Here is a 20,445-nt window from a genome sequence, read left to right on the forward strand (position 1 = left end):
CGGCCGCCCCGGCGACCAGGCCGGCGTGCCGCGGCCGGACGCCGAGCGTGGCCGCCGCGAAGAACCCGGTGAGCGCGAAACCAAACGAAAGCGCCCCGCGTGGCGTCACGAACGGGTGAAACGGACCTGGCGGGTGGTGGGGTTGGCTTCAGTTAGGCGGACGCGGATGCGTTCGGCCTCGGGCAGGCGCGGGCCGGCGCACTTGGCCAGGATCGGCGGAGTCGCGATGAAGATCTCGGCCTCGTGGTCGCCGGAGCGGAGCACCACGGCGTCGAACTCCTGGCCGACGCGACCCGCCAGCACCCACGCCTCGACCAGGTCCAACGACGCCCGTTCGACCTTCGAGGCGAGCGAGTCCGACGCCCCCATCAGCGACGGCAGCTGCGGCAACGCCTCGGCCAGCCAGACCGGAAGCTCCTGACCAGCGGAAACGGCCAGGCACACCTCCGTGGCGAACCGATCCACCAACCGACGGAGAGGCGCGGTCACGTGTGTGTACGGCGCCGCAACGCCCGCATGCGTGGTCACGTCAGGCACGGACCCATTGAACGCCGAGTACCCAGCACCTCGCAGCAGACGAGTCGCATCCGTGAACAAAGCCAACGCCTCCGGCGTCGAGGCGTCCAACCCGGCCAGGAACGCACCCGGCGACACGTCAGCAGGCCACGGCACCTTCAACGCAGCCGCGGACTTCCGCAAGGACGAAACCGCCGCGGCATCTGGATTCGGCAGCGTCCGCAGGACCCCGACCCGGGCCTCCAGCATGATCGACGCGGCTGCCATGCCGGTCATCAACGAGATCTCGGCGTTCCAGGCGTCCACGTCGGCCCGCGGCCGCATCACGAGCTTCCACCCGGAGCCGTTGGACTCGATCTCCTGCTCGGGCAGCTGCAGCTCGATCGCCCCGCGCTCGCGAGCCAACGCCCGCCGCAACGGCCCGAACTCGGCCAACGCCGCAACAGACGGGTGCGGATTGCCCGCGTCGAACGACTCCTGCACCGCCGCGTAGTCGAACTGCGCCTGCGACCGCACCAACGCCCGCCGCACCTCGACCGCAGTGGGCACGCCGGCCGCCGAACATGTGAATGTCCACAGCACCGCGGGCCGCACGACGCCGGGCAGCAACGAAGCCGCACCCTCGGACAGCACGGTCGGGTGCAGCGGCACGTTGCCATCGGGCAGGTAGATGGTCTGCCCGCGCTGCCGGACTTCAAGGTCCAGCGCGCCACCGGGCGTCACGAACAGCCCGAGGTCGGCGATCGCGTAGTGCACGACGAACCCGGAAGCCGTCTTCTCCAGGCACAGCGCCTGGTCCAGGTCCTTCGCGCCGGGCGGGTCGATCGTCACCAACGGGATCGAGGTGAGGTCGGGACGATCGCCCGCGGAACGGGACACCGCCGCCTCAGCCTCGGCCAGCACAGCCGCGGGGAACGAGGACCGCAGTCCGAACTCGGTCCGGATGCCGTCGAACGCCAGGTCAGCACGACCGGTGCGGATCACCATTGAGGCCACGGCGCACAGACTAGGCGATCAAGCCAGAACCTCAAGTCGCGGTCAATTCCACGTCATTTTCGGACCATTTCGCCAGCGCGTCAAATCTCAATTGTGGCGCAATTGCCAGCTAATTATGAACGGACTTGCGTTCTTCCGCTTCGACGGCACCACGATCGCCGGGTTCGGCTTCAACATCACCAGCTGCTGAGCTGAGAACGAGGCCCGGAGCACGCGCTCCGGGCCTCGCCCCCGAAAAACTCAGTCCTCGTCGTCGCCGCGGAATTTCTTGTCCGCCTCGTCAGCGGCACGAGTGCGTTCGCGCGCGATCTCCAGCGCGCGAGCCGCCGTGGCCTCGTCCGGATAGGGGCCCATCCGGTCCGGCCCCTTGCAGCCCTTGCCGTGCTCGACCGTCTGGTGGGTCAGGCAGTAGTACCAACCGCTGCTGTCGCTCATACGCGTTCGCCTCCCAATGGCGCCGGGAATCCCCTCGGCGGCGTGGACTGGTTGGCGTTGGCGTACTCAGACGGGATCGGGTCCAAACACGACACCAGCACCGTGCGGTCCTCGGCGTTCTCGATCTTACGCCCGGACCGGTCCCGGTAGACGAGCGAACCGTCGGAGTCGATCTCCATGATCACGCCGACCTCGGCGAGCTGTTCCTCGTCGAGATCGGCGAGCTTCTCGTAGCGCGACGGCACCACCCGGTAGATCGGCCAGTTGAGGTGGCCGTAGGTGCGGTGGAACTCCGCGAGCAGGTGGGTGAAGTGCTGCTGCCAGGGCAACGGCATCGCCTCCGCCAGCGCCCGCGGCACCACCACGTAGTCGGACGACACACCCGGAGCACCGGCCGCCATGTAGTCACGCACTGGTGTGCTCGACGCGGGCGGTCCGGAAGGCCTCGGGATGGGGTCGTGGTTGAACATGCAGCGCCTCCCCGCGATCTACACGCCCGGCCGGACGGCCAGCGGCATCAACTCGTGATAATTCCAGTTGATCTTGCTGATCTTCACGACGTCACCCGTTTCGGGGGCGTGGATGTACTCGTCGCCGCCGAGGTACATGGCCACGTGGTGCACCGAACGCGGGTCCGCAGGGTCGGTCGCCCAGAAGATCAGGTCGCCTGCCTGGGCGTCGCGCACCGGGAGATGAGCGCCGCCCTGTTCGTACTGGTCGTTCGCCACGCGCGGGATCTTCACACCGGCCGCCGCGAACGCCTTCACCAGAATTCCCGAGCAGTCCCACGCGTCCGGCCCGTTGCCGCCCCACAGGTACGGCTCGCCCAGCTGCTCCTTGGTGAACGCGATGGCGATGCCCGCCGCGTTCGACGCCAGCAGGAACTGGCCCGCGCCGGAACCGCAGCCCGCCGGGTCGGTGATCTGGCCCAGCTCGCCCAGCAGGAACGCCGCCATGGACTCCCAGTTGTGGTACCGGTCGGGGAACGCCGACCGCTCCACCGCCTGCGCCGAGTCACCGGGACGCTTGCTCTCCCAGTCGGGCACGGCCAGCAGCACGTCGTAGAACTTGTTGATCGCGTACGTCGGGTCTGTCACCTGTTCCGGTGAACCCCAGCCCATCGACGGACGCATCTGGAAGATGCCGAGCGAGTCGCGGTCGCCGTAGTTCAGCGGACGCAGGCCCGACTCGGTCATGCCGGCCTGGATCGCGACCTGCCACGCGAGCGGCGGCAGCTTGCGCTCCTGGCCGATGGAGATGATCCGGGCGACGATGTTGCGCTGGTCGTCGTTGAGCCGCGACGCGTCGTGCTGGCCCTTGTCGCCACCACCCGCGTCCCACGGCCCGATCGCCGCGTTGCAGCTCGTCAGCCGCAGACCGCCCTGCGCCGCCGGGTTCGTGGAGTTGTTGACCACCTGCGTGACACCGGACGTGGCCACCGCGATCACGACGACCGCGACGAGAGCTCCGATCAGCAGCATCAGGCGCATGGTCAGCTCGCCTTCGTGTAGCTGTTTACCCGCCACTCGTTTCTCGGCGTCTTCACCAGCGTGATGACGACCTTGCCGATGTCCGTGCCGATCTCGAAGTCCGCCGAGGACACGTAGGACTTCTTCGGCGTCACCTTCTGGGTGATCTTGTCCGGCACGTTCTTCGGGTCGATCGTCGCCATCTGCGCGAGGAACTCCTCCGTCGTGTACGGACGGAGCTGCGCGAGCCACTTGTTCACGTCGTTGTCCGGCGGCGGCTTGATCCAGTTCTCCGCCCACAGCTCCGCGATCAGCTGCGCGTCAGCGGCGGGCGGCGCGGCGGAGGCGGTGTTCGACGGCGGCGGCTGCTTGGTCGGCAGCGAGGCGCCGCTGGACGGCAGCTGACCCACCTGGGTGCCCTGCGACGACGACTGACCGGCGGCCGTCGTGGGCGCGGAAGGCTTGCGGTCCAGCACCTTCGGGATGATCACGCCGAGAGCGACGACGACCACGACGAAGATGATGATCGACGCGGCCAGGTGCCGCGGGGAACGCAGCGGCCAGCCCCAGAGCCTGCGGTAGACCGCGGCACGGCCGCGGTTGGTACGGATCGGCACCTACGCCCCCTCTCAGTTGTCCCGGACTTCGAAGCCGCGCGACGGTCGGTAGATCACGTGCACCTGACGCCCTGCCACCACTTCTGTCTCGGCCCTGCGAGGTTCCTGCACCGGACCCGAGTAGCTCGTGGACCGCGACGGCACGAGCACCGCGTCGTCGACCCGGTCCCACTGCCGGTCGGTGACCGGCGGGCTGTCCACCACGCGCGACCGGGCGGCCGGCAACGCGGCCGGGCCCGATCCAGCGGGCAGTGCACCCGCCCGCACGCCGTAGCCGTCGCCACCGCTGACGATCTGGCCGGGCTGCGAGTCGCGGTCGAGGCGCTGAGCCGTGGCCATGACGGGGCTGGAAGCCTCCGGGCGCACCCGGCTGCGGCCGCGCTGCGGTGCCGCTTCGTCGGTCTCGTTCTCCCGCACGGACTCCCAGAACTCGTCCTGCGGCGTCGGGCCCGTCTGCTTCTTGCGGCCCATCATCTTCGACAGGACGCCACCGCTCATCGGCAGCACGTTGCTCGCCGAGCCGACCGACATCTCGACCATCTGCCACATGCGGCGCAACGGTTTGCCGATCACGAAGCAGACGAGTGTCAGCATCAGGCCGAGCAAAGTCCTGGTGAGCAACGAAAGCCCGGTCGCGTTGAAGATCGCCTGCAGCAGCAACGCGTGGACGCCCGCGAGCACCGCGAGCACCAGCACGTTGAACACCGTCACGGCGGCCGCGCGAGCGACCTTGCGCAGCAGGTCGTGGTGGATCAACGCGACGAGACCGATCAACGGTCCGGCCAAGGTCAAAATTCGCAGCAACAGCTGAGCGAGCAGCACGGCGGCCTTCGCGAACAGCTGGAACAACGAGAAGGCGATGGACTGCAGCAACGCCAGGAAGCCGGCGCCGGTGCGGCTGCCGTCGGTGCCGTCGAAGTAGCCCTTCGAGGTGCCGAGCTGAGCCTCAAGCGCCTTCCACTCGGCCTTCTTGGCTTCCAGAGCCGCCTGATCCGCGTCCTTGTGCTCGGCGATCTCGGTCGTCGTCCACGCCTGCGCCTTGAGGATCCGCGGGCCGAACTCGGCGGCCTGCGGTGCTTCCGGCGTGCCGAACGCACCGCGCAGCCAGCTCTGGTAGACGACCGCGTCGTGCAGCTTCGTCGGCAGAACGTGAAGTGTGCCTTGCTCTTCCGGTGCCTCGATGAACCCCGCCTGGATCTCGGAAGTCTTGGAGACCAGCGTGTTGTCGAGGAGGTTGTAGAACTGCGGCAAGGCCAATGTGGACGTTGCCAGCCACATGCCCGCCAACGCCCAGAGCCCGCGTTTGGAGATCGTGGCGAAGTCGCCGGTCCAGATCTGCCGGAACATCATGATCGCGAGGATCAACGCCACCAGGCCGAACCAGCGCAGGTAGACGTTGTCGTAGACCTTCTGCACGCCGTTCTTCACGGCGTCGTCCAGCGGGACCAGCAGGCCGCGGCCCATCACCGTGTAGTGCAACGCGTTCGTGGCACCGACGATGTTCTTGCCGATGCTGAACAGCTCGTTGCCCGCCCACGTGTCGATCGTGGCGTTGGCGTCCGGGACGATGTTGCACTTGGCCTGGTAGGTGTGCCAGACCATGCCCGCGTAGCCGTACTCGAGGTACGGCGAGCCGGGCAGACCGTTGCCGACGGGCGGGTCGAGCGCGCCGACCATGCCCGCGCCCGGCCGTTCCGGATTTGGTGCCTCTCCACAGGACTGCGCGTGCGCCGGGGCGCCGATCACGACCTGCAGAGCCAAGATCACCGCGACCGCGATGACCGAACGCGAACGTGCTGACGTGCCCAACAATGACGATCCTGGGCAGAACCGCCGCCTTGCCCAGAGCAAGGCGGCGATCGCGAGCACGATCGTCAGCGCGGTCATGCAGCGCCGTCCCGGTGGCGGTTGGTGCCGTCACCGTGACCCACCAGATGGGCCTCGTCCTCCGTCAGTCCGAGCTCCATGTCCGCCGCCAGTTCGTCGTCGATCTCGTCGGGCACGTAGGCGGGCGGCTGCGGAGCCGCGTTGTCGTCCGTCGGCACGAGCTCGCCCTTGCCGTTGTCGCGCTTGGCATCGGGGGTCGTGTCGAGGGCATTGCGCAGGTGTTCCAGGTGCGGGCCGCTGAAGTCGATGCGGATGCGCTCCACACCGCCGGCGCCGTCACCGAAGATGAACTGCCGCGGCGCGCGGTCGCGTTCGGTCGCGGTGCGCTCGCCACCGGGACGGCGGCCGAGCGACGCGACGACCTGTTCGTACCCGGCGCCGATCGGAACCTTGAGCAGCCGCAACGCGTCCGCCTGCGCCTGGTCGTCGTCGAGCCGGCCGACGAAGACCGAGTCGAGCAGCGTGACGAAGCCCTGGATCTTCAGGAAGTCAGCGGGGATCTGCGACGACAGGAGCACGCGGACGTTCCACTTTCGCGAGTCACGCGCGAAGCGGTTCATCAGCACGCGACCGGTCGGGACCTCCGAGAGGAAGAACGCCTCGTCGATCCAGACGCCCTTGCGCTGGTCCTTCGGCTTCTCGTAGATCGAGCGCTGGGTGAGCCACGCGGCGAGGTTCAGCATCTCGACGCCGAGCGACTCCGCGTCCGTCCAGTGCTCGCGGCCGACGCCGTCCTTCGGCAGGTTGAGGCCCGCCATGGTGAGGACGGTGAGCCGGTCGTCGCGCTGCTCGTTGTACGGGTCGTCGTCTTCTTCGGGGATGAGCAACGACATGCGCTCGCGCATCTCGTCGAGGAAGTCCGCGACGACGACGGCGTGCTCGTGGTGCTCGGACGCGTCCCGGCGCAGCGCCTCGAAGACGAGACCCGGGTGCGCGTCGAAGCGGCCACCGACCGTGCGGACGGCACGCAGCAGCACGATGCGCGTCTGCGGCAGCCGCGCCACCTCGTACGGCAGCAGGCCCGTGAGCACGTCCAGCACGAGACGACGACGGGTCGCCGCCGCCAGCGCCTTCTCCCGGCGCCAGGCCCGCTCGGGGTCCTCCTCGTCGAGGAAGTGGTCGAGCATCGGCTCGGCGACCACCCGGTACGGGTTGAGGATGCCGGGCTGGGCGTTGAGCAGGTTGATCGGCCGCGCGTACGGCCGCAGCTCAGGCAGGTCGCAGAGCGCGGAGAGCGGACCGGACGGGTCGAGCAACGTCCAGTGCGCGCCGGCCCGCAGCGTCTTGTAGACCATGCCGCCGCCGAGGAACGACTTACCGGCACCGAGGCCCGCGACCATGGCCGTCAGACCGGAAGCGTCCCGGAGCTCCTGCGCCATCCACGGGTCCCACGCGACCGGGCGGCGCGTGGCCGTGACGGTCTCGCCGAGCAGAATCCCGCGGCGGTCACCGACCTCGGCCGTGGCGGTGGGAACAGCCGACGCGGCCCACAACACCGAGCCGCGACGCAGGTACGCGCCGTTCGAGAGCGGTTCGCCGGGGATGAACTCGCGGGCGATCGCGTACTGCGCCTCGGGGTGCTCGATCGCGATCTTCGGCTTGTACAGCTCCAGCAACGACTGGGCGAGCCGCAGTGCCTCGCGCTCGGTCGGGCCGCTCACCGCGAGCCGCCACCACGACCGCACCCTGGTGCCCAGCGCGGTGAAGCCCGACGTCATCTCGTCGTCGATCTCCAGCACCCGCCCGGCCTGGCGGGCCAGCGACTGCGGCGGGTCGAGCTCGTGCTCGTCGGTGTAGTGGCGGACCTGCGAGCGCACCTTGCTCATCTGCCGCGACAGCTCGCCCGAGACCTCCTCGGGCTTGCGCACGTAGATGCGGGCGGACCACTCCACCGAAGCCGGGAGCCGGTCGGCGCGCTGCACCCACGGGTCGTCGACCTCGGGGATCTGCAGGCCGTGCATCAGCCCGACGGTGAGCACCGCGACGTGCCGCTTGATGCCCGCGTTCGAGCCGGTGCGGCCGCGCACGGTGACCGTCGGCGAGTAGGGCTCCTGGTGGAAGTCCGCGGCGTCGGTGAACGACGCGAGGTCCTCCGGTTCCCACGCGGCACCCGGCACGGCGGGCAGGTTGCGCGGCGCGGGCAGGCCCAGCGAGCACGACCGGTGCATCAGCCAGGACATCTCCTCGGCCGTCGCGGGACGGCCTTCGAGACCCGCGGACCCGATCACCTGGTCGAGGTGCTCGACCTCGGAGTCAAGCGCGACCAGCTCGGCGTCGACGGCGTCCGGGAAGACCCTGCGCAGCACGGGGGCGGCGCGTTCGACGGCGCGGTCCATCATGTTGCGGGTCTGCACCTGGACGCCCAGGTAGACCTCTTTCTCGGCCATCGAGCGGCCCATCAGCTGCTGCTGCTCGCCGACCATGTAGTCGTCGAACGACAGCGTGCCGGGCGTGTCCGGCAGGCGCTTGACGGCGTTGTGCACGTGCGCCTCGGCCCACATGCGGATCGGGTACGGCCGCGTGGTGACGCGGAGGTGCATCCAGCGGCCCTGCAGCTCGGCGTACTGGCCCGCGATCGCGGCGATCAGGTCCTGGCGCTGCGAGTCGCTGCGGAACGACCAGCGCTGCGGCGCGAGCCGGTACCAGGCGTAGACCTCCTGGCCGGTGCGCAGCAGGTGACCGTCGATGCTGCGGGCGGCGATCGACGGGGTGTAGCTCGGCACGGACTGCTCGCCGGGCAGGCGGCGTCCGCGCTTGGAGTATGCGGCTCGGTCACGCTCACGGGGGTCGGCCGCGGCGTGCTGGGCGATGTGCTGGGCGGAGCGACGGTCACGGTCTCGCCGGCGTCCGAACACCGCGAACCTCCTTCTTACGGCTGGCTGACGTCCGGCGGTGCTGGGCCTGCTGTCTCGCCCGTTGTTTCTTGCTCAACTTGGGACGAGGCCGCTGCGGACTGACCCGGATCCGGGCGGCACTGGCCGCTCCGCCGGTGCTTGCCGTGCGCTCTCGAGGTGCGGTGAGCTCGCGGACCCACATCGACATGACGGCCGTGAGGGGCCGTTCATGACTGATCCGCTGGGTGATGAAGCGAGTGAGGAGGATCGTGGCGACGAGGGCCCACGCGGTCGAGAAGAACCCGAACCCGACGCCCATCTGCCGTTCGATCGTGAGTACGACGAGGAAAACGACGATCCCGACGCCCCACGCGACGTATCGCGCGCGCCAGGGGAAAGTCGCTTTGGGCGGGCCGAGCCAGACGGCGTCGACCCGGTAGACCTCGTCGTCAGTGCGAACCCGCACGTGTCAGCCTCCGACGAACAAGCCGGCGAGCCACTTGCCGATGTTCGAGCCCGCGTCGGTCGTGACCGCGAGGCCGATGATGGCCAAAGCGACGATCACACCACCGAGGCGGCGCATGACGCCCGCGTTGTCGCCTTTGCCACCTCCCAGCCAGAGCAGGAGGAGCGCGACGGTGAGGAGAAGCAGCGGAACGATGTTGTCCAGGATCCAGCCGCGGACATTGCCTGTGCCCGGCACCGTCGGCTGCTGCTGAGCGAGTGTCACCAGGTCCATGGCGGTCATTAGGTACTCCAGAGTGCGCTCGGGCTTGCGCTACGAGTAGAACACGAGTTCGTCACGAGGTGTGAAGCTGTTGGTGCGGGCTGTAGATCATCTGGCCGTTCCCCCTGGGAGGAATTACGTCTAATCTGGCCGACACATCATCACTGAGGAGACGTCAGTGGGGAACACCCGGACCAAGATTCTCTCCGTCGCTGGCAATGTTCACCCGACTGCGAACGCCCTGGTCACACACAGTGCGTGCGTCCTAAACACGCGCACGTGTCCACTCATGTGAAAGCCCTGATCGGCCGGTTCGCGGCCCCTCCGAGGGGGCGACCCGCAGTGACGACTCCGAGGAGATTCGCCCATGCTCGAACCTGACCTCGCGCCGGACGGAAGTGTGGACGGAATCACAGCCTCCCCTAGTGCTCCAGGCGTGGATCAGCCTACCGGGGAGGGCGGACAAACCACCCGCCGGGTCCAAAGGACGATCAACTTCGACAGGTCCGTGCTGGAGCGCGCGCGTGCGGCGGCCACCTATCTGGCGTCCTACGAGCCACAGGCCGGGGTGCGGTCGCTGGCCGACATCGTGAATCCCGCCGTGCTGGCTTATGTGACCGAGTTGGAGGAGCTCTACAACGCGGGCGAGCCCTTCAGGCCTGTTCTGCGCATGCCTTCTGGACGGCCGGCCAAGCGCCTGGGCCCCTGACGCTCACCGAACGGGCGGCGACATCCAACCTGATCGCGTTCAGCGTGCCCGGCGTGTCGTAGGCCGTTCGGTTCGCGGCGGACGGTAGCGGTGGGCGATGCCGGGGCACAGCTCACCGCCGCGTCCCCGGTCGGGGTCGCGGCGGTGGCCTTGTTCCTCATTTCAGCTGGTGGGTTGCGGGACCTCGGTCAGGAGGCGCCGGAGATCCGCCAGAACAGGTTGCCGGCGGTGTAGTCCGGGCCGACCGAGCCCTTGCCCCAGAAGTAGTCGTCGTAGTTGCCCAGCGCGCCCGTGGACGTGACGGGACCCATCGTGGCCCAGCGGACGGAGGCGGGCTGGGTGTCGATGCTGGCCTGCGCCCACGCGTCGCGGACCTTCATCGGGTTGTTCCACCACAGGAACGGCGAGCGCCACATGTAGTGCCCGAACTTGCCACCGTGGTTGGCCGAGTTGTAGCTGACCGTGGTGAAGCTGTTGATCTGGTGCAGGCCGCGGAACGCCTGGCCCCAGCGCTGCGCCCAGGTCTGGCCGCCGGTGACGTCCTCCAGGATCAGGCAGGTGAAGAGGCTCATCCACTCGACGTCGTTCTGGCCCCAGCGCGCGTCGGTGTTCGCGAGCTTGGTGTCGTTGTGGTTGGAGCAGCCGGAGAAGTAGAAGCCGGTGCCCGACCCGTGGCCCTGCCAGTAGGTCATGTCGACGTCGTCGGTCCAGTTGGTGTCGTCACCGCCGGCGAACATCGGGTCCTTGAAGTCGCTCTCCCACGCGTTGCCGTCGAGCCAGCTGAAGTCGCGGGCGATGCCGTGGCTGCTCGCCTCGGAGTTGAACGTGCCGATGTTGGCGGCGGTGTTGGGCAGGCCGGCGCAGTTGCCGGTGCCCTCGCTGCCGACCTGCGTGCCGGCTGCCTGGATCTTGAACTGGGCGTCCGGCCTGGGTTCCTGGCCCGGTCCCGGCTGCGGCAGTTCGGCGCCGATCGTGGCGGGCAGGGTGATGGCCTGCGGTGCCCCACCGTCCTGGGTGCGGCCGGCGCAGCGGAACGACGGCTCGATCCGGTCGACCTTGTCTTCGAGAGCCGGGGCCACGTAGACGTAGCTGACGTCCGGCTTCACCTCGGCGCCGAGGTACTTCTGGCAGAGCTTCGCGCCGGTGGCGAGGTCGTACACCTTGGCCGTGCCCGCCTGGCCGTAGGTGCGGGCCGCGTGGCTGACCGACGTCACGCCCTGCGCGTCGAACGAGACCCGGATGTTCGCGCCCTCGCCCTCCAGCGGGATGCCGCCGAGCTGGAACGAGTACGAGACCGCCGTGTCCAGGTTCGCCGTGAGTGCGGTGCGCCCGTTGGCATCCGCGAGCTCGAACGTCGTGTACTGCGCGGTGGGCGTGGCGTTCTCCGGCAACACACCGGCTGCCCTGAGGCCCTCCTGCGCGCGCTTGGCCGCCTCGTCCGCCGGGATCGTCTTGATGCGCTTGATGGCTTCGAGATCGAGTCCGCTCTGCTTGGTCTCGTTGCCGTCCTCGTCGGGCCTGCCCTGTCCTTTGTCGACAGTCGGCAGGTACTGGAAGCGCTGCTCGTCCGCGAAGGACACCGCGCCGTACTCGGATCTCTGGACGTCTTTGAGGCCGAAGGCTCTTTGCAGCTTCTGCGCCTGCTCCTGGTCGAGGCCGGCGCTCTTCACGCCGTAGACGGGGAGCTCCGCGGCGTCGGCGGTGGCGACGCCCACCGCCCCAGCCGTGACGAGGCTGGACAGGGCCAGCACCACGGTCAGCTTGCGTTGCATGTCTCTTCCCTCCCTTGGGGACGACCGGCTGCAGGGGCCGGCCGTCTGACAGGAGGATTTGCCGTGCTGTGCCGTGATACCGAGAGTGGGTCGTTGCCGTCGCGGCACCACTCGAACGGCCGAAATTCTGTAACGCGCCTAGGGGTTGCGAGTACCTAGAGGCGGACGCTTGGGTACTTGATGCCCGCTCCGGTGTTCAGCACGACGACTTCGTCGTTCTCGTTCAGCCAGCCGTCCTTGCGGAGTGTCCGCACGGCACTGATGGTGGCGGCGCCTTCCGGGCACAGGAAAACACCTTCTGTGCGCGCGATTTCGGTGCGGTCTTCCTGGATCTGCCCATCGTCCACGGCTATCGCGGTGCCATTGGTTTCCCTGATGGCCTGCAGGATGATGAAGTCCCCCAACGGTTTCGGCACGTTGATCCCGAACGCTTCCGTGAAGGCGTTGTCCCAGAAGGCCGACTCGGTCGCGCCTTCGTCGAACGCCCTGACGATCGGCGCGCAACCGGTCGACTGCACCGCGACGAGACGCGGGAGTTTTCCTTCTATCCAGCCGAGTTCGCGCATTTCGTTGAGCGCCTTGTGGATGCCGATCAGACCGACCCCGCCGCCCGTCGGGTAGATGATCACGTCCGGGACGCGCCAGCCGAGCTGCTCGACGATCTCGTAGCCCATCGTCTTCTTGCCTTCGATGCGATAGGGCTCTTTGAGCGTCGAGGCGTCGAACAGATCGACGTCCTTGATGGCCTGGGCAGCGTCGGCGATGGTGCCGGGGACGATCCGGAGCTCGGCTCCGCTCGCCTCGACCTCCTCGCGGGTGATCAGCGGGGCGTCCTCGGGCATGGCGATGACGCTGCGCAGGCCGGCCCGTGCCGCGTAGAGGGCCCAGGCGGCGCCCGCGTTGCCGTTGGTGGGCATTTTGATGCCTTCGACGCCGAGTTCCTTCGCCCGTGCCACGCCGACCGCCGCGCCGCGGGCCTTGAACGAGCCGGTCGGGATGAGCGACTCGTCCTTCATGAGGAGGTGGACGTCGAGCTGCCGGCTCAGCGCGGGCAGCGGAACCAGCGGGGTCATGCCCTCGCCGAGGCTGAAGCTCGGGTCCGGGTTGCGCACCGGGAGGACGTCCCGGTAGCGCCAGAGGCTGTTGTCCTGGGTGGGCCTGCCGACTCGGGTGAGGTCGTAGCGGGCCAGCAGTGGCGACGCGCATTCGTGGCAGAGGTTCTGGACGACATCGGCGTCGTGCCGGCGGCCGCAGCGGGCGCACTCCAGGTGGGACAGCATGCATTCATGCATACAGGGTTTTCTCACGAACAGGCGGATGAGCCGGCATGTAAGCCGGATCCTGTTCATGGGACCGGAGTCCCACTTGGCGGCCATCCATCTGGGCCTGCCGTTGCCGACAGGCTCTAGCGGCCTACCCGCGAGCATCGGGCGGGCAGCCCTCGAACGCTCGCGCAGGCCCTCGCGGGCCCTCTTGGCCTTGCTCCGGGTGGGGTTTACCTAGCCGCCCCAGTCACCTGGGGCGCTGGTGGTCTCTTACACCACCGTTTCACCCTTACCTCGACAAGCGAGGCGGTCTGTTTTCTGTGGCACTGTCCCGAGGGTCGCCCCTGGTTGCCGTTAACAACCACCCTGCCCTGTGGAGTCCGGACTTTCCTCGACAAGTCACCTCGCCGCGGCCGCCCTGCCGACTCATCCGCGCCCGCCAGGATATCCCAGGCTCTGGGACTGGTTGTTCACTGGTCCGGACGTTGGTTCACTCGGTGCCATCACACGACGTCGCGACGGGGTGGACCTGACATGTCCGAGCTGCTGATCATCTCCGGCGCGCCGTCCCACAGCGCGCCGACCGGTGTCGTCGTGTCGCACGTGTCCTCTGTCCTGGAGGCCGCGGGCCACCACGTGACGTTGCTCGACGTGCGCTCGTTGCCCACGTTGTCGCTGCTCACCGAGGATCTCCGCGACCCGGCGATCACCTCGGCTGTGAGTGCTGTCCTGTCCGCGGACGGGGTCGTGGTCGCCTCGCCCGTGTACCGCGCCGCCTACAGCGGGCTCGTCAAGGCATTGCTCGACCTGCTGCCGAAGAAGGCTCTGCGGGGCCGCGCGGTGCTGCCGCTGGCGACGGGCGGCAACCAGGGCTTCCTGGTGGCGATGGACTACGCGCTGCACCCGCTGCTCGCGGCCAAGGGCGCCGACCAGGTGGTGCGCGGCGAGTTCGTGCTGGACCGGTTGGTGGGTTCGCCCGAGTCGGCCGCCTTGCTGGACGCGGCGGCCGACCGTTTCGTCGCTGCCCTGACTCCTCGGTTGCGCCGGGCTTCCTAGAGTTCGCGAACCCAGTAGGGCCTGGTCTCCAGCCAGCCTCTGCCGGATGCGCCGTTGAGGACGCCGGAGCCCTGCTCGGCCAGGGTGTACCAGGACTCGACGTAGTCCGGGTCGTCCGTGTACCAGCTGTCCGGGATGGCGTCGAGAACCGCGCTCACCAACGGGATGTACGCGCCACCGTCCACAATGGTCAGCAACGCGGCTGCCAGTGCCTGGGCGAGCGCCTTGTAGTTGGTGTCGCCGTCGTCCTCCATCATCACGACGTCGGCGAGGTCGTACTTGTAGTTGTTCCAGTGCACGAGGAGCTGGTTGGGCGAGTAGGTGGTGTTCTCCTCGTCCAGGTACGGCATGGTCACCGGGTCGACGCGGACCTTGCCGTCGAGCCCGAAACCGGACACCAGCGAGAAGATCTCGGCGTCGCCCTTGAACCAGGGCTCCTGGACGTCGCTGACCCGGACCCTGGTGACCTGGGTGGCCCAGTAGCCGGCTTGCGCGGCTTGCGTGGTGGGCATCGCCTGACGGATCACGTCCATGCCCAGGTTGACCACCTTCTGCACGTCGATGTCGACGAGCAGCAGCGGCTGGTCAGGTTCCTCGGTCGTCGTCAGTTCGTGCTTGCGGCCGACGCGGTCGTAGGCGGTGATGGTCTTGGCGTTGTCGTCGTCGGGTGCGGCCGCGACGAGCAGTTCGCCTTTCGCCGCACCGACTCGCTTCTCCGTGATCAGCTTCTCGTGGTCCGGCAGGCCTTTGGCTCTGGCGATCTGCCGTTCGGTGTTCGCCTTGTCGGCCGTGTTCGTGGCGAGGTCGTGGGCGTACCGGTCGAGGATCCGGCTGACGTTCTCCGGCGCCGCGACCGCCGTGCTCGGCGAAACGGCCGCGACCAGGGTGAGGACAACGAGAGTCGTGCGCAGGGTGTTGGCTCTCATGTCTTCGGATCGTGTCGGCCGCCCGCCCGCCCGGCAAGCCGCCGAAGGACTACTTCGCCCCTGGTCAACCGAGGTGTGAGGTGTCGTTCACCAGCTTCACCGACGCGTGCCCGTCCGGGTAGAACTCGGCGATCGACACACCCGTCAGGTCGAGGTGCATCCGGAACAGGAACTGCGGCCCGACGTCCAGGGCCTGGCGCAGCAGGGTCTTGATCGGCGTGACGTGACTGACCACCACGAGCGTCTTGCCGCCGAACTTGGCGATGATCTCGCTACGGGCCTTCCGGACCCTCGCGTGGACCTCGTCGAAGCTCTCCCCGTTGGGCGGCTTCTGGCTCGTGTCGCTCAGCCACCTGCGGTGAATCTCGGGGTCCTGTTCCGCCGCCTCCGCGAACGTCAGGCCTTCCCACGTCCCGAAGTCGGTCTCGATGAGCCCCTGGTGGGTGACGACTTCGAGGTTCGTCTTCTGCGCGAGCTTCTCCGCGGTCTGCTTCGCTCGTCGCAGCGGCGAGGAGATGACCGCCGCAATGCCGTCCACTTTGGAGAGACGGCCGGCGGCCTTCTCGGCCTGCTGCAGCCCGAGTTCCGTCAGCTCGTGATCGCCGCGCCCCGAGTACCTGCGTTCGACCGACAGCTTGGTCTGCCCGTGCCGCAGCAGGATCAGCCTGGTGGGCTCACCTGTCGCGCCGCTCCAGTGCGGCTGCTTGTCGCCCTCTTTTGTCGTGTCGGTCTTGGTCTCCCCGTCCATGGCCTCGTTGGCGAGCCGGTCGGCCTGCCGGTTGCGTTCGCGCGGAATCCACTCGTACGTGATCTTCCCGAACGCTCTGGCGAGTGTCTGCGCCTCTCGGGCGAGCGGCTGCATGGAGGGGTGCTTGATCTTCCAGCGCCCGGACATCTGCTCGACGACCAGCTTGGAGTCCATCCGCACGTCAACGCTCTCGGCGTTGAGCTCCTGCGCCGCCCTGAGCCCGGCGATGAGCCCCTGGTACTCGGCCACGTTGTTCGTGGCGACCCCGATGAACCCCTTGCGCTCGGCCAGCGTCTCCCCGCTGAGCTTGTCGCGGACAACGGCCCCGTAACCGGCCGGCCCGGGGTTGCCCCGCGAGCCGCCGTCAGCCTCGACGATGACCTTCACGCGTCGATAGTAGGCATCCGAGCGAAGTCGTTCACCGTTCACCACCCGTGCACTTCGTTCAACTCCTCCTGATGAACGAAGTGAACTGATCTCCTGAGGGCACAGCACGAGCACCTTCGGAGGAACCGGCATGACGACCAAAGAACGCATCATGTGGCTGACGATCACGGTGTTGTCCAGCATCATCACCGGATTGGCTGGCGGGATCCTCTCTCGCGCCACCGACCACGGCCTCGTGGACGCGATCGTCGCCGGCGCCGTCACGTTCGCAGGCACCGAGGCGATGTTGCTCGCGATCCTCGGGTTCGTACTGGCGCAGTCGCCCAAGGGACACAGCTGATCGTCAGAGGCCGAGGAACTGCAGCACCTCGCGTGGTGGAGCCAGGTCGGGCGCGGCAGCGACGATGCGAGTGACGACGAGCTTCACGAGCTCGACCGCGATCTTGAGCGCTTCGGCATCGGAGAGACCGTCGCCATCGTAATATTCGTCTCCGTCGTAGTCGGCGATGAGGTCCGACAAGTTCAGCAACCCTTTTTTCTCGTTGTTGACAGCAAGATTGAAAAGTGGCCAAGCCGAGCAGCACAGAAACACCTCGCGCAACTCGAAGAAATGTCCAGGCATTCGCCTTTTCAGCTCGGGACCTCGAGCGATGAACCAGCGGCACAGCGGATGCGAGGTGTTCCACGGACCAAAGTTGGCACGCAGGCTCACGTCCGTCTCGTGGAGCATGAACGAAAGAGGAGGAAAGAACCGAAGCACGTCCGCGACCGGCGCCGGCAGACCAGATGTCACCACAACTTCCCCCGGCGGCCACGAGTCGGCATGTGCACGCCACCGCAAGTTGAGCGACTTCTGCGCCAGAGCAGCGCCGATCAGATCGAACACCTGCGGGTAGTAACTCCACAAGCGGTCGTTGAAGTCCAGAACCACTTCACCCCGCGTGGCCGCTTCCACCACATCAGCGACAGTTACTCGCGCGAAGCCCATCGGAAGAACCGGCTCCGCCGTCCAACCATCGTAACCCTCATCCAATACAGGCAGGACGGACTCTAGGTCCACCGACTCATACGACTCGATCGGCTGATCAGTCCTGCTGTACGAGTACAAAGCCTCCGCCGCTTCTGCGGCGAGGTCCGGCGGAATCGCCTTGCGGAGCGCGAGCACCAGCGCTGCGACCATGGCGGGCGAAATCAATTCCAGCTCGTTCCTGGCGAGAGAAAGATCTGGGCGAAGGTCATCCAGGTAGCTCAGATTTCCCACCAGAAAGATCGGCCCCGCGAGCGAAGGGCGCGATGACGTCAGCTGCACCTCCGTCATATCGATTTCGTAATCCTGATAGTCCTTGCCCAGATCATCGTCCACATATTCGTACCGACGCAGGGTAGGAAGTGTCACACCGTTGTGCGCCCACCACCGCCTCTTGGAGATGAGTGTGGCCAATCCGAATCCGTCAAAATCCTCCGCAAACTCTATTTCGCTTGATTGTACAGCCAAGACCTTGCAGTCCAGGCTGCCGAACTTGAAACCGTGCTTCTTCTCGAGGGCCGCAGCTATGTAGGCCTGCCGGTCGTCCACATCACGGGGAAGGGTGCCTCGCACGCCCAGCTTCTGCCGGATCTCGTGCATCGGCTCCTCTAGATGACACACGAGGGTCACGCGCTCGAGGTTGACCTTCACCTCGATACGAATCGGCACCCCCGCGATCGACTCGCGGACCAGCGGAGTCAGCTTCGCACGCTTGGCAGGTGACAACAGGTGGAGGAGCGTCACGCCTTCTGCCGGAGGCGCGAACGCGACAAGTGCCGCCACCTGTCCCTGCACGCGAGGATCCGGAGAGTGCCGGGTGAGATCCAGCGGCACGGCGAACACCCTGACTTTCCTCAGGTAACGGCCTGTGAACTCGGCATGATCGTTCTTCCCGAAGCCAATGCTTCTGGACTGCACCTCTCCGAGGAGTTGGGTGTGGAGGTCGACGCCCTGGTGCTCCGTTCCGTTGAGGGTCAGGGCGCATTCCGCCGTGAAGTGGAAGTAGGCGGCATGTTCCAGCAGAACCTTCGGCGGCACGTAGTGCTTCGCCGCGTCGATGCGGACGGCAACGGTGGTGCCGCTCGTCTCACGGAAGTCCAGCGGCTCGACGCCCGGTCCCGCAGGAATGGGGTCGTCACCCTGCCCCTCGCAGCGAAGGGTCGCGAAATCCTCCTGCCGGTCGATCGACAGCCGCACGGCCTTGCCGCGCTCGCCGTGCGAGGTGAACTTGCGCGTGCTCACCTCGATGCGGTCGCCCAGCATGAAACAGGACATCACCCCGATGCCGAACCTGCCGATCGCACTGAACCTCGATCGGCGGGCGCCGAGCTGCCCCAGCTCCCGGTGCAGCTCATCCGAGTTGTAGTACGACCTGCCGATCTGCAGGAAGTACTCGCGAATGGTGTGCATGTCCATGCCGGTGCCGTTGTCGTCGATCCGGAACCAGATCGCGCCGTCCTCCTCCCACGAGGAGATCGCCACGGACCCGCTGTCACAGCCAGGGTCCACGATCTTGCGCAGCCGCACCGCGTCGATCGCGTTCTGCAACAACTCACGGACGAAGACGTTCGGATTTCCGTAGAGCTTGGTGCCGCCGAGCAGTTGCAGCACGTCGTCGCGCACCAGTTCGAAGGACAGCTTCTCGTAGGTGTAGCCGACCCCTTTCACCCCAGACAGGTCGACGGAGTTCGGCAGCGGCAACCTCCGCCACACGTTGCTCCAAGCTGCCCTGTCGGCCTGACAGCGCACGAACTCGTCCTTGAGCTCACCGAGGAGGCCGCGCAGGTCGAACTCGACCACGGGGCGCAGCACGATGGCTTCGGCTTCCACGACGTAGTCCGTGTTGCCCCTCCTGGGCTTCAGGACCAGGCGACGGATGTCGTGCCGCAGTTCCAGGTCGTCCGGACCGCGCCGGGGCTCGGCTCGGCGTTCGACGCCCAGTCTCCTGAAGATGTCGCGAGCGGTGCGGACGCTGCACAGCTCGAGCCGCGTCGCCAGCCTGAGCAAGCTCACGCACAACGCGAGGTCGACACCAGGGAACCGATCCGGCGGCGAACCCTCGCCTCGGGCACGAGCCTGTCCGGCGCACACGACGCTGATCGACTCCCGCATCGGCACGCCGTCCCACACCAGCAGCCCAGGGGGCACCTGCTTCAGGTACTCGTCCAGTCGGCGCGCCCTGTCCCACCTGCAGTAGTCCTCCAGCACAGGACCAGTCAGCGAGTCCACGTCTAGATGCGGTCCGGCTTCGCCCGCCTGTTCGAGGTACCGGCGGACGTTCCGCGGCGAGACGTCCACCGGCAAGAAGGGAACCCGTCCCACGTCGTGCAGGAACGAGGCCACCACCAGCAGTCCTGCCTCGTGTGGATTGAGCTTCTTGACATCCGCACCCAACAGCTCGCCCAGCCTGCCCACCACAGCGATGGCGTGCGAGACGCCGTGCAGCGTGTAGGCCGGGCCTGTCTCATACGCAGCGCCCAGCACCGTGGCGGCAAGTTCGACGAGATCCTTGACTTTCGACAGGATTCCGGCAGCGTCTCCGGCCAGGACTCTTTTGAAGAGCGCCTGCGAGACCATGTCCGTCCACACAGCACCTTCGAGTGGTACCGCCACCGCAATCTGCCGCGCCACGACGTAGGGGGATCCGCCACCGTCATCCCGGAGCCTGCCCAGCACCTCGCACCACTCGTCGACCAACACCTCCTCGACCTCGCAGGCGTGCAAGAAGGCCCGGAGGCTTCCTTCCGCAGGCAGCGACTTCCCCGGTGTGGTCAAGTTCTTCGCAGTGGTTTTGGAGATCCGCGACACCGTCGACGAGCCGGACTTCTCCGCGATCGCACCGAAGCTGATCTGCGCACCGGCCCTGATGCTCGCCATGGCATTGGCGAGGTCGGCTTGATTGCGCACCTCGTGCGGTCGATGACCTGTCGACATCGCCGGAGTGTATGCATCACCACAGGAGGAAGAGCGCTGCCGACACACCTCGCGCGGTGGGCAACACAAGTCCAGTCAGACAGGAATTTTCCCGTGATGGCAACGAAGTCGCCACCTGCCTGCCGTTCGTCGAGCGCACC

Annotated in this window: 17 protein-coding genes and 1 other RNA gene; 3 read left to right on the forward strand and 15 right to left on the reverse strand. The window is 67.3% G+C overall.

Going from position 1 to position 20,445, the window contains the following annotated elements; genetic code table 11:
• Positions 1–105 precede the first annotated feature (105 nt).
• The 9 genes from ABZX92_RS07305 to ABZX92_RS07345 all read right to left on the reverse strand — a co-directional run bounded on the left by ABZX92_RS07305 (position 106) and on the right by ABZX92_RS07345 (position 9,502).
• Positions 106–1,503, reverse strand: coding sequence for an RNB domain-containing ribonuclease (locus tag ABZX92_RS07305; RefSeq protein ID WP_355555170.1), 1,398 nt, complete (start codon positions 1,501–1,503; stop codon positions 106–108).
• Between the two features lie 249 nt (positions 1,504–1,752).
• Entirely contained in the window at positions 1,753–1,947 is a 195-nt protein-coding gene (locus ABZX92_RS07310) for a hypothetical protein (RefSeq protein ID WP_355555016.1), read from the reverse strand.
• Complete coding sequence (locus tag ABZX92_RS07315; RefSeq protein ID WP_355555018.1) at positions 1,944–2,417, reverse strand: hypothetical protein; 474 nt, start codon at positions 2,415–2,417, stop codon at positions 1,944–1,946. Before ABZX92_RS07315 ends, ABZX92_RS07310 begins: the two co-directional genes overlap by 4 nt.
• An 18-nt stretch (positions 2,418–2,435) precedes the next feature.
• Positions 2,436–3,437 (reverse strand): C40 family peptidase, encoded by a 1,002-nt coding sequence (locus tag ABZX92_RS07320; RefSeq protein WP_355555020.1) that lies wholly within the window; start codon positions 3,435–3,437, stop codon positions 2,436–2,438.
• Positions 3,438–3,439: 2 nt separating this feature from the next.
• A complete protein-coding gene (locus ABZX92_RS07325) occupies positions 3,440–4,033 on the reverse strand; it encodes a hypothetical protein (RefSeq protein ID WP_355555022.1) in 594 nt (197 codons plus the stop codon).
• 12 nt (positions 4,034–4,045) lie between these two features.
• Positions 4,046–5,920: a hypothetical protein gene (locus tag ABZX92_RS07330; protein WP_355555024.1), complete on the reverse strand. Its 1,875-nt coding sequence runs from the start codon at positions 5,918–5,920 to the stop codon at positions 4,046–4,048.
• Positions 5,917–8,730, reverse strand: coding sequence for an ATP-binding protein (locus ABZX92_RS07335; RefSeq protein WP_355555172.1), 2,814 nt, complete (start codon positions 8,728–8,730; stop codon positions 5,917–5,919). Before ABZX92_RS07335 ends, ABZX92_RS07330 begins: the two co-directional genes overlap by 4 nt.
• Positions 8,731–8,749: 19 nt before the next feature.
• Positions 8,750–9,220 (reverse strand): hypothetical protein, encoded by a 471-nt coding sequence (locus ABZX92_RS07340; RefSeq protein ID WP_355555026.1) that lies wholly within the window; start codon positions 9,218–9,220, stop codon positions 8,750–8,752.
• Positions 9,221–9,223: 3 nt separating this feature from the next.
• Entirely contained in the window at positions 9,224–9,502 is a 279-nt protein-coding gene (locus ABZX92_RS07345) for a hypothetical protein (RefSeq protein ID WP_030472642.1), read from the reverse strand.
• A gap of 415 nt (positions 9,503–9,917) precedes the next feature.
• On the opposite strand from ABZX92_RS07345, the gene ABZX92_RS07350 reads away from it, so the two are divergent.
• Complete coding sequence (locus ABZX92_RS07350) at positions 9,918–10,190, forward strand: hypothetical protein (RefSeq protein WP_355555028.1); 273 nt, start codon at positions 9,918–9,920, stop codon at positions 10,188–10,190.
• 188 nt (positions 10,191–10,378) lie between these two features.
• Here the strand turns inward: ABZX92_RS07350 and ABZX92_RS07355 are convergent, their stop codons facing one another.
• The 3 genes from ABZX92_RS07355 to rnpB all read right to left on the reverse strand — a co-directional run bounded on the left by ABZX92_RS07355 (position 10,379) and on the right by rnpB (position 13,656).
• Positions 10,379–11,962, reverse strand: coding sequence for a DUF6345 domain-containing protein (locus ABZX92_RS07355; protein WP_355555030.1), 1,584 nt, complete (start codon positions 11,960–11,962; stop codon positions 10,379–10,381).
• Between the two features lie 155 nt (positions 11,963–12,117).
• The gene (locus tag ABZX92_RS07360; RefSeq protein ID WP_355555031.1) at positions 12,118–13,242 is read right to left on the reverse strand and encodes a threonine synthase; all 1,125 of its coding nucleotides are present in this window, start codon (positions 13,240–13,242) and stop codon (positions 12,118–12,120) included.
• A gap of 34 nt (positions 13,243–13,276) precedes the next feature.
• An RNA gene (gene rnpB, locus ABZX92_RS07365) (RNase P RNA component class A) lies at positions 13,277–13,656 on the reverse strand.
• A 105-nt stretch (positions 13,657–13,761) separates the two neighbouring features.
• Between rnpB and ABZX92_RS07370 the strand changes: the two genes are divergently transcribed.
• Positions 13,762–14,283 carry an NAD(P)H-dependent oxidoreductase gene (locus ABZX92_RS07370; RefSeq protein WP_355555033.1) on the forward strand — a complete coding sequence of 174 codons (522 nt, stop codon included), beginning with the start codon at positions 13,762–13,764 and terminating at the stop codon, positions 14,281–14,283.
• Here ABZX92_RS07370 and ABZX92_RS07375 read toward each other — a convergent pair.
• Both ABZX92_RS07375 and ABZX92_RS07380 read right to left on the reverse strand, forming a co-directional pair.
• Positions 14,280–15,209: a DUF3103 family protein gene (locus tag ABZX92_RS07375; protein ID WP_355555035.1), complete on the reverse strand. Its 930-nt coding sequence runs from the start codon at positions 15,207–15,209 to the stop codon at positions 14,280–14,282. The two genes, ABZX92_RS07370 and ABZX92_RS07375, sit on opposite strands and share 4 nt — an antisense overlap.
• 64 nt (positions 15,210–15,273) lie before the next feature.
• The gene (locus ABZX92_RS07380) at positions 15,274–16,344 is read right to left on the reverse strand and encodes a bifunctional RNase H/acid phosphatase (RefSeq protein ID WP_355555037.1); all 1,071 of its coding nucleotides are present in this window, start codon (positions 16,342–16,344) and stop codon (positions 15,274–15,276) included.
• 130 nt (positions 16,345–16,474) lie between these two features.
• Between ABZX92_RS07380 and ABZX92_RS07385 the strand changes: the two genes are divergently transcribed.
• Entirely contained in the window at positions 16,475–16,684 is a 210-nt protein-coding gene (locus ABZX92_RS07385; protein WP_355555039.1) for a hypothetical protein, read from the forward strand.
• A 3-nt stretch (positions 16,685–16,687) separates the two neighbouring features.
• Here ABZX92_RS07385 and ABZX92_RS07390 read toward each other — a convergent pair whose 3' ends face one another.
• Positions 16,688–20,305: an ATP-binding protein gene (locus ABZX92_RS07390; protein WP_355555041.1), complete on the reverse strand. Its 3,618-nt coding sequence runs from the start codon at positions 20,303–20,305 to the stop codon at positions 16,688–16,690.
• Between the last annotated feature and the right edge of the window lie 140 nt (positions 20,306–20,445).

Origin of the sequence: Lentzea sp. NPDC006480 (genome assembly GCF_040611995.1) — a bacterium.
Classification (GTDB): Bacteria; Actinomycetota; Actinomycetes; order Mycobacteriales; family Pseudonocardiaceae; genus Lentzea.